General features: G+C 37.3%; 14 protein-coding genes and 1 pseudogene. 1 reads left to right on the top strand and 14 read right to left on the bottom strand.

Annotated elements, in window-relative coordinates; all coding sequences use genetic code 11:
• Window positions 1–8: 8 nt before the first annotated feature.
• The gene (locus V7127_RS21815; RefSeq protein WP_335489583.1) at window positions 9–830 is read right to left on the bottom strand and encodes a carbon-nitrogen hydrolase family protein; all 822 of its coding nucleotides are present in this window, start codon (window positions 828–830) and stop codon (window positions 9–11) included.
• Window positions 831–1,026: 196 nt separating this feature from the next.
• Window positions 1,027–2,775, bottom strand: a complete 1,749-nt coding sequence (locus tag V7127_RS21810; protein ID WP_335354723.1) for a sigma-54 interaction domain-containing protein — start codon at window positions 2,773–2,775, stop codon at window positions 1,027–1,029.
• Window positions 2,776–2,943: 168 nt separating this feature from the next.
• Between V7127_RS21810 and V7127_RS21805 the strand changes: the two are divergent.
• Window positions 2,944–3,069: pseudogene (locus tag V7127_RS21805) on the top strand (tyrosine-type recombinase/integrase); the annotation flags it as partial.
• 451 nt (window positions 3,070–3,520) lie between these two features.
• Here V7127_RS21805 and V7127_RS21800 read toward each other — a convergent pair.
• From V7127_RS21800 to leuC, 12 genes are all read right to left on the bottom strand, one after another.
• Window positions 3,521–4,318, bottom strand: coding sequence for an enoyl-CoA hydratase/isomerase family protein (locus V7127_RS21800; protein WP_335354722.1), 798 nt, complete (start codon window positions 4,316–4,318; stop codon window positions 3,521–3,523).
• Between the two features lie 25 nt (window positions 4,319–4,343).
• A complete protein-coding gene (locus V7127_RS21795; RefSeq protein ID WP_335354721.1) occupies window positions 4,344–6,113 on the bottom strand; it encodes a hydantoinase B/oxoprolinase family protein in 1,770 nt (589 codons plus the stop codon).
• Window positions 6,113–8,164, bottom strand: a complete 2,052-nt coding sequence (locus V7127_RS21790) for a hydantoinase/oxoprolinase family protein (protein ID WP_335346222.1) — start codon at window positions 8,162–8,164, stop codon at window positions 6,113–6,115. The genes V7127_RS21795 and V7127_RS21790 overlap by 1 nt, the downstream gene beginning before the upstream one ends.
• A 38-nt stretch (window positions 8,165–8,202) precedes the next feature.
• Window positions 8,203–8,814, bottom strand: a complete 612-nt coding sequence (locus V7127_RS21785; RefSeq protein WP_335346223.1) for an isochorismatase family protein — start codon at window positions 8,812–8,814, stop codon at window positions 8,203–8,205.
• Window positions 8,815–8,890: 76 nt separating this feature from the next.
• Window positions 8,891–9,490: a flavin reductase family protein gene (locus tag V7127_RS21780; RefSeq protein ID WP_335346224.1), complete on the bottom strand. Its 600-nt coding sequence runs from the start codon at window positions 9,488–9,490 to the stop codon at window positions 8,891–8,893.
• 33 nt (window positions 9,491–9,523) lie between these two features.
• Entirely contained in the window at window positions 9,524–10,768 is a 1,245-nt protein-coding gene (locus V7127_RS21775; RefSeq protein ID WP_335346225.1) for an MFS transporter, read from the bottom strand.
• Between the two features lie 179 nt (window positions 10,769–10,947).
• Window positions 10,948–11,724 carry an ABC transporter permease gene (locus V7127_RS21770; protein WP_335346226.1) on the bottom strand — a complete coding sequence of 259 codons (777 nt, stop codon included), beginning with the start codon at window positions 11,722–11,724 and terminating at the stop codon, window positions 10,948–10,950.
• Window positions 11,725–11,765: 41 nt separating this feature from the next.
• Window positions 11,766–12,515, bottom strand: a complete 750-nt coding sequence (locus V7127_RS21765; RefSeq protein ID WP_335346227.1) for an ABC transporter permease — start codon at window positions 12,513–12,515, stop codon at window positions 11,766–11,768.
• A complete protein-coding gene (locus tag V7127_RS21760; RefSeq protein WP_335346228.1) occupies window positions 12,512–13,327 on the bottom strand; it encodes an ABC transporter ATP-binding protein in 816 nt (271 codons plus the stop codon). The genes V7127_RS21765 and V7127_RS21760 overlap by 4 nt, the downstream gene beginning before the upstream one ends.
• 95 nt (window positions 13,328–13,422) lie before the next feature.
• Window positions 13,423–14,487, bottom strand: coding sequence for an ABC transporter substrate-binding protein (locus V7127_RS21755; protein WP_335489579.1), 1,065 nt, complete (start codon window positions 14,485–14,487; stop codon window positions 13,423–13,425).
• A gap of 110 nt (window positions 14,488–14,597) precedes the next feature.
• The gene (gene leuD / locus V7127_RS21750; protein ID WP_335489577.1) at window positions 14,598–15,224 is read right to left on the bottom strand and encodes a 3-isopropylmalate dehydratase small subunit; all 627 of its coding nucleotides are present in this window, start codon (window positions 15,222–15,224) and stop codon (window positions 14,598–14,600) included.
• Window positions 15,221–16,648, bottom strand: coding sequence for a 3-isopropylmalate dehydratase large subunit (gene leuC / locus V7127_RS21745; protein ID WP_335345641.1), 1,428 nt, complete (start codon window positions 16,646–16,648; stop codon window positions 15,221–15,223). The genes leuD and leuC overlap by 4 nt, the downstream gene beginning before the upstream one ends.
• Window positions 16,649–16,655: the final 7 nt, after the last annotated feature.

Genomic DNA, 16,655 nt, shown 5'->3' with positions numbered 1-16,655 from the left:
TCCCTCCCTTAAATTCGGTATGATAAACAATCTGTTAGGTGATTTAGAATTTTGATTTGTTCTATGTCATCAAGATAAGGAATTTCTTTTCTTTGTTGAGCTACATAGTCTAAATTAACTTCTCCAACAATAATTCCTTCCTCTTCTCCTGCGGTAACAACAACAGAACCATTAGGAGAAATAATTTTTGAATGTGCAGCAAACACAACATTTTTATCCCTTCCCGCACGATTAGCTGCAATAATAAAAATTCCATTTTCCAAAGCTCGTGCACGAGAAGCAATCTCCCAAGCATATAATCTAGGTAACCCAAACGCAGATGGATAAAGTACTAGATCTGCTCCTTTAAGGGCTTGAATTCGAGCCCCTTCAGGAAAACCTATTTCATAACAAACTTGTAGCCCTATTGATCCTAACTTTGTTTGAAATACTGAGTAATCATCCCCTTTTAAAAATCGGTCCTTTTCTCCGTTCCAAAGGTGTATCTTCCTATGATGACCAACTAATCCTTCTGGACCAACAAGAAATGCAGTATCAAATAGCATTCCATGCTCATTGCCTTTTTCGATAATTGCTCCTGCAATATAAATATCGTTCTCTTGTGATACATTAAGTAATTTACTAATAGTCTCGCCATTTAAAGTTTCAGCTAGTTTTATATCTAAGTCCTCAACACAGTAACCTGTAGAGAATAGCTCAGGAAGTACAATGAGCTTTGCCCCTTGATCAATTGCTTGTTTAATATAGAGCATGACTTTCTCCATATTTGCAGCTTTATCACCTAATACGCATGACATTTGAACAACTCCAACTTTATAATTCGTTAGCAATGATTAAAATCAGCTCCCTGTTTATGACGTTTGCTAATAATACTTGCAAGTACTGTGCCAAAAATAAAAGCAAGAGATTGAGGGATCTCTTGCTTTTTTCTAAATATATTTATGCAAAAACGCATAATGATTTTATTATATTTTAAATATTCCGTAAATTTAGGCCGCCTTTGTAATATGTTTTTTTGCATAAACATTATGCATTTTTGCATTGAACTTTCTTAACAATCCTACTAATAGTGGATTGATTTACTTCTAATACTTTCGCAATTTCACTAGTGGTGGAGTATTTTTGAGTAGCTAGTTCCATCATTTTTTTTTCTAATAACGCCTTTGCTGTTTTAAGTGGTAATAGTTCTCTTACCTCAATAGCATGATCTGCGCTAACATTATCGTCTGGACTCAAAGTAAATGGTAAATCCTCTGTTTTTATCAACTGACCATCTGATAAAACGATAAGTCTTTCAATTGTATTTTTTAATTCTCGAATGTTTCCATTCCACGGATTAGAAAGTAACCTATGAATAACTTGATTTGAAAATTGTTTATTTAGATGATATCGGGCATTATACACTCCTTGAAAGTAATGTATTAAGGGGACAATATCTTCTTTTCGTTCCCTTAATGGAGGGAGATGCATTGGAATAATATTCAATCGATAATATAGGTCTTCCCGAAAAGTTCCTTTTTCAATTTCCTTAATCAAATCCCTATTTGTTGCTGCAATGATTCTAATGTCAACTTTTATTGCTACCGTACTTCCAACTCGAGTAATTTCTCTTTCTTGAAGAACTCGAAGAAGCTTTACTTGAAAATTCAAAGGAAGCTCTCCTATTTCGTCTAAGAATAAGGTGCCCTGATGAGATGCCTCAATTAGACCTATTTTTCCATCTTTAGAAGCTCCAGTGAATGCTCCTCTTTCATATCCAAACAGTTCAGATTCAATTAATGATTCAGATATGCTGCCACAATTGATTTTTACAAACGGTTTGTCCGACCTGCTGCTATTAAGATGTATAAATTCCGCTAAGCCTTCCTTTCCAACACCTGATTCCCCAGTGATGAGCACTATAGAGTCTACTTCAGCTACTCTTTTTGCTTGTTCCATTAATTTCTCCATTTTGGGACTTTGGTATATTATTTTTTCTGTAGTAATTGGCGTTACTTCATCTAACTGTTTCTTATACCACTTAATTAGGGACCGGGTTTCAGCCAGCTCTTTTTGAAGTCTCTCTATCTCTGTAATATCTCTTGAACCGCTAACAACACGCAAAATACGTCCATCCTTGTCCTTTATCGGTATCCCTGTTGCCAGAAGAATTCTTCCATTATTCGTTTTTTGTACAACCGAGACCTTCTCCTTACTTTCAAGTACAATTCTAGTCACGGAAGGGGAAAATATCCTCTCTTTTTCAAGCTCATAAACCGATTTTCCTATAATATTTTCACGCTTGATTCCTAATATCTTCTCAAGTGCTGAACTAACTCTCAATGTAATACCATTGCTATCCGCTACAAAAATTTCATCATATGTGGTTTCAAAAATTGATTTTAGATCTAAGTTTTTTTCTTCAATTTCAATTTGTTGAAGTCTATTTTTTTCCCGCTCCTGGACATAAATAGTAGAAAGTAAAGCTGTTGTCTCCATCCATCCAGAGACTTTACCATTAATCCTAAGAACAGTGACCTCAAAAAATTCACTTTTTTCAATCCATTGGGGCAGTAATTCAACATCAACAATCGAGCCTATCCTTTTCTCTAAGGAGGTAAATTTGTTTTGTTCTTTGTTCAATCGAATAAACTCAACTGTATCCAGTGTTTGAATACCTAAAAAGCAAATTTCCGGTAATTTAGATGATGGTTCTAATTTCTCTTTGAAATTTTGAAAAGAATCTAACTCCTGAAACCAAAGAAATTCACTTTTTATTTTTTGAAAATCAAACAAATTGTCCCCTCCTCTATAACTATCTTAAAATCTCCAATTTGATTTTTATATTTTATTATAGCAGATAAATTAGATTATTTTTTATATTCGTTTATTTATTGATTGCTATTCTCTAAATTTCCAATTAATCAGGATATTAATGAATTCATTTTGAGAACATCATGTGTCTTAACCGAGAAGGAGTTTGAAGATCTTTTATATATAATAAGGAAGAAACCCGTCAAAAGCAGGGGAGTATATCCGGAGGAAAAGTTCCGGAGAGAGCAAGCAATAATTTATTTACTTACGCATGCCTTCGTGTATATGAGCTATCCAATGTGAAAGTACGGAGCTCGCCGACAACAGCAACATTACGACAACGAGCAGGTATTTGAAGGATTCATACAGTGTTTTGGCGGATGTATTGGATTCTTTGTCGAAGTTTTAGAAAAAATAAAAGGATCTGGAATTAAATATCCAGACCTTTTATTTTTAATTAAAGGAATAATTTTTTTGCACTTGTTAAGATTATTAATACTTTTTTTGTAATTCAACTACATTTTGCATAGTCACCCATTAATGCCAATGCACTTATGCTTCACGTGTTAAGGTACAAGTGCTACCACAATAATGTAAAACTTTTCGGGTGCAGTAACATAGACAAATCAGTGAAGATCAATACGGTTAGTTCCCCCTCTGATTCACAACAAGTTTACCCAATATTTTCTCATAAATTATCTTTCCTATTCCGATTCTACTTCCTTTGTTAGTAAACTTTTTTCATAAAATTAGGCTTCCGTTTTTCTAAAAAAGCGGAGATTCCTTCATAACCTTCTGAAGTTGAGGCACTTTTGGATATCTCTAAGGACTCATATTCCATCTGTTCTAATAGTGAGTTATTAAAAGATTCATAAAGAAGAGCTTTGGCTTTTCCTAAAGCTTCTGTGGCGCCTTCTACGAGATTAATTTCAATCTCTTTTACCTCGCTTTCTATCTCTTCTTCTTTACATACCTTGGTAACTAACCCCCAAGATTCTGCCTCTTCAGCTGAAATCATTCGATTTAAAAGTGTTAATTCCAAGGACTTCTTCATTCCAATTAAACGAGGTAAAAAATAACTAGATGCACCATCCGGAGTCAAACCAGCTTTAGTATACGCCATAACAAATTGAGCTTTTTCAGAAGCAATCACTATATCTGCAGAACAGATTAAGCCTATTCCCGCTCCAGCTACGGTACCATTCACAATAGCAATTACTGGCTTCTTCATACTTACAAAATTGTTAATTGCTTTGTGTAAAAAAACGGTTACCTCTCTTAAATGAGCAGTAATGTTAGCCCCCGTATCAGCAAATGACGCAAGGTCACCTCCTACTGAAAAATGCTTTCCATTACCTTCTAAAACCACTACTTTAACTTCTTCGTTATTTTTATAATATTCAGATATCTCGTATAATTCTTTCGCTAATTCTAGTGTTATTGAATTCCCTTTATTCGGTCTATTTAACTTAATTTTTCCGACATTATTTGATATTTCTATAATCAATGTACTATAGTCTTTCACTTGATCCACCCCTGAGTAAGATTTTTTAAACTTTTACTACTTCACCTCGGTTTCCAAAGTTAAAAGCTGCTAAGTTGCCTCTATTGCTTTTTATTTGATTTCTTTGCATCAATGTTGCTTCTTTATCTATTTCTAGTGTCACTGGTTTAAGCACTACTCCATATGAAGATCTGGCTTTGTCAATGCTAGTTAATCCTCTTTTCACATCTAAACAAACCTTTTCTGGTCCACGTTCAATAGGATCTCCCCATCCACCACTACCACCTGTAATGAACAAAATTTGATCTCCTGGTTCAACTTCAATGTTGTCCACCTTAGAAGCCAACGGGATTTTAGTCCCATCTTTTTTAATTAGTAGTTTTGAAGATGAAGAACCTGGTTCTCCACCATTAATTCCCCAAGGTTGCAGAGTAGCACGATCATCATGAATGGAAACGGTACCACGTGCAAGGCAGGTATAGAGTTTTTCATTGCAATTTCCACCCCTATGGAGCCCAGCACCTCCAGAATCAATACCGGTACGATAGTATTCTACACGCAACGGATAATAGGTTTCGAGATACTCAGTTGGAATATTTACAAATGCTGGCCACCATGAGTGTCCATCAAGACCGTCACCTATTGGTCGACCTGGTAACCCTCCATACATAACTTCCATTAGATTAAAATAGTTATTCTCTTCATCATAGCCGGAGTAAATAAAATACGGACTAGTCCCATATCCAGCGGCAGGGCTATTCTGGGGTGTGTTAATAGATAGTACTCCGCTTAGCACATCAAACAACCGACTTAATGCGTGGGTACGACAACCAAGAGCAGCTGGTTCAATTGGTCTCATTAAAGTTCCTTCTGGTGTTTCTACGTGAAGTACATCATAGAAACCATCATTAAAATTGATAGCTGGATCAAATACTGAAATTAAGAAGGCACCAATAAACATTTTAAACATTGGTTCACTTAAAAAATAGTTAATCGGCCCAGGCGATTGTTTATCTGTTCCAGTCCAGTCAAAATAAGCTTGGTCTCCTTTACGCCATATAGTAAGCTTCATTTTAAAAGGACCATTCCCTAAACCATCATCATCAATGTAATCTTCGAACGAAACTGGTTCCGTTGGTAAAAAGTTTTGAATCAATTGACGCATCATTTTGTTAGTACGCTCTAACAATGCATCCAATGCACCAAAATAAGCTTCTACACCAAATCGTTCACATAGTTCTTTTACACGCTTTTCTGCTGTTCGACATGAGGCAACAATTGCCATTAAGTCACTGTAGTTTTCCATTGGCGTTCTTGTGTTAGCTTTAATAATTCTAATAATTGCTTCATTTAATACACCTTTATCATATAGCTTGACTGGTGGATAACGAACACCTTCCCCATAAATTGAAGTTGCCGTTACAGGCATACTAGAAGGAACTGGGCCGCCAACATCCATTACATGCCCGAACATTGATGAATAGCCAACAAGTTTATTTTCACTAAAAATAGGTAATATAATCATCCAATCATTAACATGAGAAATCGAACCTCCACAACTATATGGATCACTTACAAAAATAACATCGCCTTCATTAATTCCTTCTGGAAATTGCTTTACGACTTCAGGAACATGTGAACCGAAGTTTCCTACCACCATCTTACCTTCTGAATCTGTGATCATCGGGAAGCAGTCATGCTGCTCTCTGATTACTGGAGACATAGCTGACCGAAATAACGTTACATCCATTTCTTCTTTTATATTCTTTAAAGCGTTTTCAATAATGTCAACGGTAATGGAATCAATTTTCGTCATTATAAATCTCCTTTCTTAATAAGGATGTTCATATTTTTATCAACTTCCGCTGTGTAACCCGGTAAGACTAATGTAGTTGTATCCTTCTGACTAATGATAGCTGGACCTTCCAACTTATTCTTTGGCCTTAATAAATTTCGTTCATAGATAGGTGTATTAACAAACTCTCCATTGAAATAGGCCTCATGATCCTCGTCTATTATTGCATGAGTAGCGTCTTCAGTTCCTTCATCTGAAAGTGGGATGGACGGGGACAAAACTTTTCCAATTGCCACGGCTCTAATGTTCACAATTTCAACTTCTGTTTCCATCTTAAATCCATAAATTTGTTCATGGATTACATCAAAACGCTTTGATAAAATAAGTGGTCCTTCTTTTTCTAACTCTTCTATAGTCACCTCCATTGGGATCTCGTGACCCTGTCTAAAATAACGTACATCTACTTCAAACTTAATGTTTCGTTGCAACACTTGAACTTTTTCTTGTTCAAGCCATTCATCACATTCAAGATGAAGTTTATTTAATTCAGAAATGAGGATAGTTCTATCAAGTTGACTAATGGTTTGAATATATGTTTTTGAATACTCATTTCGAATATCAGATTGTAAGAATCCTAATGCCGATAACACTCCTGGTGTAGGCGGAACAATCACTGGGAAACTTCCTGTTAGTTTTCCTAGAGCATTTGCGTGAAGTGGACCTGCTCCACCTAAGGCAAGAAGTGAAAACTGACGGGGATCATACCCTTTCTCTACCGAAACTACTCGAGTAGCTCCATACATATTCTCATTCACAATATCGTATACACCTTGAGCAGCACGGTAAATATCAGTGTTTAACTTTTCAGCCACACTTTCTAGTGCTTTCTTTGCAGCCTCAACATTTAACTTCATTTCTCCACCTACAAGGCTTGGTGGTAAATAACCAAGTACAACATTGGCGTCAGTAACTGTTGGTTCTTTTCCACCTCGATTGTAGCTTGCTGGTCCTGGCTCAGAACCTGCACTCTGAGGTCCTACACGAAGTGCACCTGTTAGAGGGACATGAGCAATAGAACCACCACCCGCTCCAATGCTTACTACTTCTAGAGACGGAGATTTTACTGGAAAAACCCCTACTTTGGTTTCACGAGATACACGTGGTTTCCCATCAAAGGTTAACGAAACGTCAGTAGAAGTCCCTCCCATATCAAAGGAAATTACATTGCGATTCCCAGTCTGAATACCTATCATTGCAGATGCTGTAACACCACCTGATGGTCCAGAAAGCATTGTATGAACTGGACGTGAAGAAGCAGCTGGTATACTCATTAATCCACCATCTGAACGAACAATACTAATACGACTATTAAGTTTATGGTCCTTCAGTTTAATTTGTATATTACTTAAGTATTTTTGCATTGAGGGACGTACATAGGAGTTCATAACAGTTGTAAGTGTTCTTTCATACTCACGGAATTCAGGCAAAATATCATATGAAATGCTAACTAGTATATTAGGGTTAATTTCTTCAGCTATTTCACGAATCCTTTGTTCATGGGTAGGATTAGCATAGGAGTTTACAAGACTAATAGTTAAACTTTCAACTCCTTCATCGTAAAGTGATTGAATCTCCTTATATATGTGTTCTTCATCAAGAGCTATGAGGATTTCTCCCTGAGCAGTTATTCTTTCTTTTGCTCCTCTTGTATAAACAAGATCAGCAAGAGGGTCTGGTTTTAAAAACCCCATCCACGCACTGATAGGGGCAGGTGTCCATGATCTTGCAACGTGTAAAATCTGTTCAAACCCTTCAGTCGTTATTAGACCAACCTTGGCTCCTTTTCCTTCCAGGACAGCATTCGTTGCTACAGTTGTTCCATGAATAATTGATTGAACCTCAGAGATATCTACATTGTTTTCATCACAAATTTTCTTAATTCCATTCATTAAACCTATCGATTGATCTGAAGGAGTTGAAGGAGTTTTTGTTCCAATAATTTCACCAGTATTCTCATTTTGAAGAACAATATCAGTAAATGTTCCTCCTACATCAACTGCTACCCTATACATATGCTAATCCTCCTAAAATTAATAAAATCAAATATCTCTTATAAACCTTTAATATATTCGCATACCTCATTGACACTAATTACTTCACCATACTTAGTCTGTATGTCATATAAATTTGCTCGGTGAGCCTCTTGAGATCGATCACCTACGCACTCTTCAGGCACTATCGATCTGTATCCATGTTGAAGGGCATCAACAACAGTAGCTCTAATACAACCCGAAGTTGTACAACCTACAATAATAAGTGTGTCTATTTGTTTATATGAAAGGATAGAGGACAGTGATGTTCCAAAAAAAGAACTCGCATACTTCTTTTGAATAAGTGGCTCTGTTTCATCTCTCCTTTCAAGACGCTCATCTACCTTAATCCACTCACTTCCATGCAACAAACATTTCAGTGCTGGAACCTTATCAATAAAATATCCACCATCTTGATAATGAGGTTCATACACAACTGTAGTAAAAATCACTGGAATTTCATGAGCTCTTGCTTCATCAAGTAGTTTCTTAGTTCGGTTAATTTCATTATCTAAATTAGATCCAAGCTTACATTCTGGATCTGTAAAGCCGTTTATAAAATCAACTACTAGGACTGCAGGTCTCTTTCCAAAACTGATATTTTCTCCAAATCCTTGGAATTTCTCTGTCATGAAATCCTCCTTTAATAAATTTTTCGGTCTTGTAAATCTATCATTTCTTTAAAGCTTAATTTTAGTACGGCAGACTTTATAGTTTTGGTAGTGTGAAAAAATCTTTATTCTCACTGTAGTTTCCCGCGAGCCTGCCAAGTGGCTGTAATTTTTCCAGATTAACTTTATAGTTTCCTAAATAATACTCATCATCAATATGGTAATGGATCATCCTTCCAATAATTAAGTGGTCACTGCCAAGTTGGATGATTTGTTCTAGTTTACATTCCATGTGAATCGGAGCCTCCTTTACTCGTTTCGGTTTTACCAAATAGCTATCAATCGGGGTGAGTCCGGACGCTTCAAATTCGTTCACATGACTCGGAAGGTTCTCCGAGCTTTTTTGCATTTCGTTAACGAGTGGAGTCGTTACAATATTAATAACGAATTCCTTTTGAGAACGTATATTCACTAATGTATCCTTTTCCGTACCTTCTCGCTCTCCGACACCCGGTCCAATAGAAATACATAACATAGGCGGATTTCTCGAGGCTACTGTAAAAAAACTGAAAGGTGCGAGATTGAGCTCGCCTTCTTCCGAGGTCGTAGATACCCAAGCGATTGGTCTTGGTACAACCGCCCCGGTCAATAATTTATATACCTCTTTATTACCCAGTTTAGACGGATCAAATTCCATATTGTAAATCTCCTTCCAAATCAATATTTTGCATTAAACTGCGGCATTGCTTCTTTTATTTATAATGGAAAGGTAGCTTAACATTGTAAAAACAATAACCATTATCCCTGTGATCAGCAGCCATCCATTTGTAAAGCTTCCGGCTTGGTCGACCATCAATCCAAAAAGTGGAGGAACAATCATAACCCCGACCGAGCCTAAAGTTAAGCTAATACCACTTGAAATCCCTGATTGCTCTGGCGGTACCAACTCACTTGCAAGGTTCATCCATATTCCATTGAATCCCGAAACGGCGAAACCAAAAATCGCAATGATAGGCACCATCACCCAAAAAGAAGCGGAAGGGATAAATGCGATGGTCATACTCGAAACGGCTGTTAAAAAAGTAATCATCATTAAAATTATTACTCGTTGGCCATTTAACAAGCGATCGCTTATCATCCCCCAAACGATTCTCCCAAGTGTACCGCTTACTTCTGAAATCACTAGGAGCATTCCTGATAAAAACAAGGAGATTCCAAGCTTTTCATAGGCAAATAAAACAATATACGTATTTAAGCACATTTGAGAACCGTTCAACCCCATTGCACTTAAGCTTACGAGCATTAAAGGTTTGTTTTTCAGCATATTAAACATTGATTTATAGAAAATGCCCAAATCTGAATGAACCTTGGACTGCTTTTGTTCTGGCGGATCTCTATAAAAATAATAGGAAAGTACCCCGCCAAACAGCAAAAGAATACAAGCAACTAATAGGACAGGACGCCAACCAAACTTCGCACTCAAAGGAAGTAAAAGAAGTCCGGCAAGAGCAGAACCTGCAGTTACGCCGGTTTGCTTAATCCCCATAGCGGTACCACGCTGCCGGAGAGGAAACCAATAGACGATCCCCCTGTTTGTAACTGGATGCATAGAACCATAACCGACTCCACCTATCACCACAATTATTATGACCATCCAGAAATTCAAGAGAAAAGTCATTGATAAAAAGCTAATCCCTAAACATAAAGCTGCCACTAAAAGCAATTTCCTAGAACCTATCCGATCAGTCAGATATCCGGAAGGAATGGAGGCCATGGCCTGGCCAAAAAAAAGAGCCGCGGGTAGCATGCCAATTTGGGATTTTGATAAAGAAAGATCCTCCCCTATTAACAAACCTAGCGGCCCAATACTCCTCCCTACAAAGGCAACCATTAACTGAGCCAAAAATAGGAAACCTAGCATACGCCATGGATCAGCTATAGGAATCGTTCTATGTTTCACCATTAGATTACTCATAAGCTACTCATCTCTTTTTCTAAAGACTGACTCCCCATTACCCAGATTTACGTTACTGCCCTTTATGCTATTGCTCTTAATAAATTCAACGACTTTAAGTCGTATTACAGAATGCAGGCAACCGAATTTATTGCGATATTTTTATGACAATATATGAACCCAAACTCGGTTATTTTGAATTATGATAAATTCATTTTACGCTTACCAATCTTTAATTCGTTCTTTTCCTGCCAAAGAAGAAACAAGTAAGTAAAGAAAAATGCAATAAAAATAATAATGAGGATCAGCGCCAGTATTTTTGCCGGTTCATTAAGCGACATATAATGAACTAAACGGTGTCCTAATCCTTCATAGGAAGCAAACATTTCTGCCAATATTAATCCTAAAAAGCAAAGACTGAAACTCATACGAAGGCCGACTACTAATTGAGGCATAATTGCAGGGATAAGTATTTGCCTTGCTTTTTGCACAAAACTCATACGGTAGGACTTTGCTAACTTAAGGTAAATATTAGGAACCGTTCTCGTTGCTTCCATACAGATGATCATGATGGGAAAGATTCCGTGAAAAGCAGAGAATGCTACTCTTCCTTGAATTGTTAATCCAAAGATTAAAAGAAAAATTGGATATAGTGTCACTTTTGGAATCGAATATAATCCTAATAGCAAGGGAGAGATTGTTTTTGTCCAAAAAGAACTTAATCCAATAAAAAAACCAAGAGTTACACCCAATATGGCTGCAATTAAAAAAGAGATTAACAGAGTTATAAGAGTGTTACCCATATCCCCCAGCCAAATCGTTGCGTTTTTGCCTAAATCAGCAATACTTTGCCAAGGAGAAGCCATAGCTGGCGCTCCTATGATTTGATAAATAATCTGCCATAAAAGGATAATTACTACGGGGACCATAAACCTTCCAATTTTATACCACTTTTGATCTGAAGTAATTGATTTCATGAAACTCTCCTCTCTTTCAATGTAGGCTTTTTGTTAGGCTATTACATATTTCTTCTGTACACCTTATTTTCGATAAAGCCAAGGACGATATTAACAATTAAAGCGATCATGATTACAAGGAGAACTGAACCATACATCCCATTAATATCAAAATTGTTATAAGCATAAGAAATAGTATAACCTAATCCGCGAGCAGACAAGATAAACTCTGTTGCGAGCACACCAATAATAGAATAGGCCGCAGCAAGTTTAATTCCTGTGAAGATAAACGGCCATGCTGCCGGAAAATAAATATGCAACAGCATTTGGCGGAACGAAAGATTGAACGAGTATCCAACCTTTACAAGAACCTTACGAATTTCACGGAAACCAATTGCTGTATTAGTAATCACTGCTGGCATTGAAAACAGCAATCCTATAATAATGACTGGTAATTGCCCCACACCTAAAACACTAATAAAAATAGGATATAAAGCAAAAAAAGGAATCGCATAAAATAGCATTAAGTACGGTTGAAGAACATGATGAGCAAAATCTGAACGCCAAAGTATGATTCCAAAAAGAATTCCAAAAATCACCGCTCCAATAAAGCTAGCCAAAATTTCCAAAGCTGAAAGGCCAAAATGATTTATTACGTATTCTGGATTACTTAAGTTTTCTATCATATTCATAAACATCGTAGAAAAAGGGATAAAAGTAAATGGGTCCAGCCATAACATACGTGTAGCAATTTCATATAAAACTAATAAACTGGTGACTATGAGAATTTGGACAACTTTATGAAGACTCATTGTCCTACCACCTTGTTTTCCTTGTATTCGATTACTGATTTTTTCGTTAAAGATTCTTCCTCTAGGCTTGACCAGAGCTTTTGTGTGATTTCTGCAAATTCAGGAGTTGTCAAAGCATGGGCATCACGCGGTTTCGGCAGCGAACTTTCAATCAGATGCTTAATTCTCCCTGGTCTAGCGGACAAGACGACAATTTTATCTGATAACAGAGCAGCTTCCTGAATACTGTGAGTGACAAGCACTACTGTCGCTTGCGTTTTTTCTACAATTTTAAGGAGTTCTCCTCCTAGTATCAGTCGGGTTTGTTCATCTAATGCTCCAAACGGCTCATCCATGACAACAATTTCTGGCTCGGTTACTAATGTTCGCGCAATAGCCACTCTTTGCCTCATTCCACCCGACAATTGGTGAGGATATGAGTTTTCGAACCCTTTTAAACCTACGAGCTCAATCATTTTTTTTGCCTTTTCTCGATACTCTGCCTTTGGTCTACCCTGCATTTGAAGTCCAAACTCTACATTTTCTGCAACAGTTCTCCAGGGAAAAGTAGACTCTTCTTGAAAGACAATTCCAATGGACCTTTGGGGACCATTTACTGCTTCTCCTTTGATATTAACCGAACCCGAAGTCGCCTGCCGCAGTCCAGACAATACCTCTAATAATGTTGTTTTGCCACATCCGCTTGGACCAACAATCGAGATGAATTCCCCTTTCTCGACTGTAAAATTAATATCCTGTAAAGCGACTACATCTTTTGAGTCGCTTGTATACACTTTTGTCAGATTCTCAACTTTCATTAATGGTTCAGCCATATGTATCCTCCCCTTTGTTCTAAGATTTATAGTAATTACAGCGGTTATTCAAAAAAAGGAAATCATATCTAACCGCTGTAATCATTAATGAACAATTATTTATTACTTTCTAGTAAGGATGGATCCAATCGTTGGTCTTCAGGAATGAAGTCCATGTTCAAAATTTCTTCCCAGACGATTTCCTGACCCTCTTTTAATGTATTGGCAAGTTTCATACCCTTGATTACATTATTGATAGAATCTACTTCGATTTTGCTACTCCAATGTTTCGCTTCCTTTAAGCTGATAATTGCGGCTATAGAAGCTGCTTCGTCAATTTCTGCGGACTTAGCAAAAATCTTACCTGCTTCTTCAGGATTAGCGTATGTCCATTCTACCGATTTCTGATAGGCAGTAAGAAAGCGTTTAACAAGATCTGGGTTTTCCTTAATCACCTGCGGACTAGTAATAATCACACTTTGTTGGTAATGAGGAACAAGGTCGGATACGCGTAACAATTCATTCCAGTCATCTTTTTGAACTGAATAAGCCGGTTCTAACAGTAGTGATGTGTCCACTTCTCCTGCTTTCAATAATGTTAACCCTTCACTCACCCCACCTGAAGCCACTAGTTTCAATGATTTCGGATCAATTCCTGCAGCATCAAAAACAAGTTGGGAGGTAGTCTCTGTCACTGATCCTGGATTCGTAAACGCCCATGTTTTCCCAACAATATCTTCAATTTTTTTAATATCTGAATCTTTTCGTGTAACATAAACTACATCACCGACACTTTGTACTCCTCCGCTTACAATTTTCAACGGGGCACCCGCCAAATATGATTGGAAGACTGCAGACGCAGACACATCACCGAACGGAAGATCTCCAGATAAAACATTCCTTACTGTAGTTCCTCCACCACTGCTTCCAATGATTTTATTAATTTTAATTCCTTCTTCTTCAAAAAATCCTTTCTCCATTCCTACATCGTATGGCACTGCATACAAGCCAGTCGGGTAATGCGTAACAGAAATATCAATTTCATCGATTTTTTTCTCACCTTTACCATCTGTAGTTGTTTCAGTCGCTGAGTCTTGTGTATTACACCCTGCAGCAATCAACATTAGAGACAAACTCATAGCAGCTAACTTACTCAAGTTAATCATTTTTTTCCAATTCATAATAATCCTCCTCATTTTTTCAGGATAAGAGATAATTTGTATTGCTGCTTTGTTCTTTTTGATTTGAATAAATTGATTCCAACTGGCTTTTAGGTTGTTTTCCGCTTACATTAAGAGTTTTGTATAAACATATTGGAATCAAGACGATAATAGATACCCCTGTTTTTTTCAAATAAGGCAATTTGTGTTTCAAATTGTAAGGTAGAGCCGATTTCGTCCAGTCCTTTAATCAAGAGCTCTTTTCGGTATGGTGTTATTTGAAAATGACCAATAAATCCATCATTATCTGTTACAATTTGATTTTCTAAATCTATCGATAGCTGGTAACCATTTGAGTCGGCCGTTTTTTGAAATAACTGCTCCACATCTTCTTCCCTTAATTCGATTGGCAATATCCCGTTTTTAAAGCAATTGTTATAGAATATATCCGCGAATGTTGGCGCAATAATCACTTTGATGCCATAATCCACTATTGACCATGGAGCATGCTCTCTTGATGAACCACATCCGAAATTTTTTCGGGTAAGTAAAATCTGAGAATTTCGGTAAGGATCCTTGTTTAATACAAAATCTGATCTTTCCTTTCCATTTTCATAACGCCACTCATAAAAAAGAAACTGACCATACCCTGTCCTTTCAATTCTCTTTAAAAATTGCTTTGGAAGAATCGCATCTGTATCAATATTGGATACATCCAATGGGGCTACGATTCCAGTGAATCCAGTAAAAGACTTCATTTAATCCTGACCTCCTTATTCTCTTTAGTCGGCCAAGTTCTTACATCTACAAAATATCCAGCAATCGCTGCAGCCGCTGCCATCTCTGGACTAACCAAATGTGTTCTGGCATTTCTGCCTTGTCTCCCCTCGAAGTTACGGTTTGACGTTGAAGCACATCGTTCCTCGGGTAACACATTATCGCCATTCATGCCAAGGCACATGCTGCATCCTGCTTCTCGCCATTCAAATCCAGCTTCCAAAAAGATTTGATCTATTCCCTCTTCCTCAGCCTTCTTTTTTACAAGCTGTGAACCAGGAACCACTAGTGCTTCTACATGACCGGCTATCTTGTAACCGTTTACGATTTTAGCTGCTTTACGCAAATCTTCAATCCGACTATTTGTACAGGAGCCGATAAAAACTTTATTGACTTTAATATCTGTTATCGGTTCATTGGGTGTAAGTCCCATATAGTGCAATGCCTTTTCTGCTGACCGCAATTGACTTGTAGGAAGCCCCTCCAAAGAAGGTACCCTTTCAGTTATTCCTACAACTTGACTGGGATTCGTTCCCCATGTTACTTGAGGAATCACTTCAGTAGCATCAAATTCAATTGTTAAATCAAAGACCGCTTCTTCATCGGAGTATAATTGTTTCCATTCAGATAAAGCCTCTTCCCATTCAGTTCCTTTTGGCGCACAAACTGTTCCTTTCAGGTAATCAAATGTCTTTTCATCTGGCTGGATTAATCCTGCCCTTGCACCCATTTCAATGCTCATATTACAAACAGTCATCCGTTCCTCTATCGATAAATTATGTATCGCTTCCCCGCGGTACTCAATCACATATCCAGTTGCAAAATCATGTCCGTATTTCCCTATAATCGAGAGAATCAAGTCTTTTGCAGTCGTTCCCTGAGGAAGAGTTCCCTCTATATTGATTGCTAGTGTTTTAGATTGATACTGTTTTAAAGTTTGGGTTGCCAATACATGTTCTACTTCACTCGTTCCTATCCCAAAAGCAAGGGCTCCAAAGGCTCCATGAGTTGAAGTATGGCTATCACCGCATACAATGGTTTGTCCAGGCTGGGTAATACCTAATTCTGGAGCAATGACATGAACAATACCTTGATATCTGCTGTGTAAATCAAAAAGCTGAATTCCAAATTCCTTACAATTTTCTACAAGTGTTTCTACCTGTTTCTTTGCTACTTCATCGCTAATAGGCAAGGATCGGTTTGTTGTTGGAATGCTATGGTCCATTGTCGCTAAAGTTAAATCCGGTCTTCTCACTCTTCGTTTATTGATCCTTAAGCCTTCAAATGCCTGTGGTGAAGTTACCTCATGAATTAAATGTAAATCGATATATAGAATTGATGGCTGATTTTCCTCTTCGACAACTATATGTTTTCCCCAAATTTTTTCATATAAAGTTTTTCCCATTATTCAG

Origin of the sequence: Bacillus sp. JJ1773 (assembly GCF_036962035.1) — a bacterium.
Classification (GTDB): domain Bacteria; phylum Bacillota; class Bacilli; order Bacillales; family Cytobacillaceae; genus Cytobacillus.
The sequence above is the reverse complement of the archived record's forward strand: the minus strand, read 5'-3'. Positions and strand labels throughout refer to the sequence as shown.

Coding starts and splice junctions, on each gene's coding strand:
- V7127_RS21785 (WP_335346223.1), bottom strand. CDS start 8,814: ATGACAGAGAAATTCCAAGGATTTGGAGAAAATATCAGTTTTGGAAAG.
- leuD (WP_335489577.1), bottom strand. CDS start 15,224: ATGAAGTCTTTTACTGGATTCACTGGAATCGTAGCCCCATTGGATGTA.
- V7127_RS21755 (WP_335489579.1), bottom strand. CDS start 14,487: ATGAATTGGAAAAAAATGATTAACTTGAGTAAGTTAGCTGCTATGAGT.
- V7127_RS21790 (WP_335346222.1), bottom strand. CDS start 8,164: ATGTATAGGGTAGCAGTTGATGTAGGAGGAACATTTACTGATATTGTT.
- V7127_RS21760 (WP_335346228.1), bottom strand. CDS start 13,327: ATGGCTGAACCATTAATGAAAGTTGAGAATCTGACAAAAGTGTATACA.
- V7127_RS21765 (WP_335346227.1), bottom strand. CDS start 12,515: ATGAGTCTTCATAAAGTTGTCCAAATTCTCATAGTCACCAGTTTATTA.
- V7127_RS21770 (WP_335346226.1), bottom strand. CDS start 11,724: ATGAAATCAATTACTTCAGATCAAAAGTGGTATAAAATTGGAAGGTTT.
- V7127_RS21780 (WP_335346224.1), bottom strand. CDS start 9,490: ATGGAATTTGATCCGTCTAAACTGGGTAATAAAGAGGTATATAAATTA.
- leuC (WP_335345641.1), bottom strand. CDS start 16,648: ATGGGAAAAACTTTATATGAAAAAATTTGGGGAAAACATATAGTTGTC.
- V7127_RS21775 (WP_335346225.1), bottom strand. CDS start 10,768: ATGAGTAATCTAATGGTGAAACATAGAACGATTCCTATAGCTGATCCA.
- V7127_RS21795 (WP_335354721.1), bottom strand. CDS start 6,113: ATGACGAAAATTGATTCCATTACCGTTGACATTATTGAAAACGCTTTA.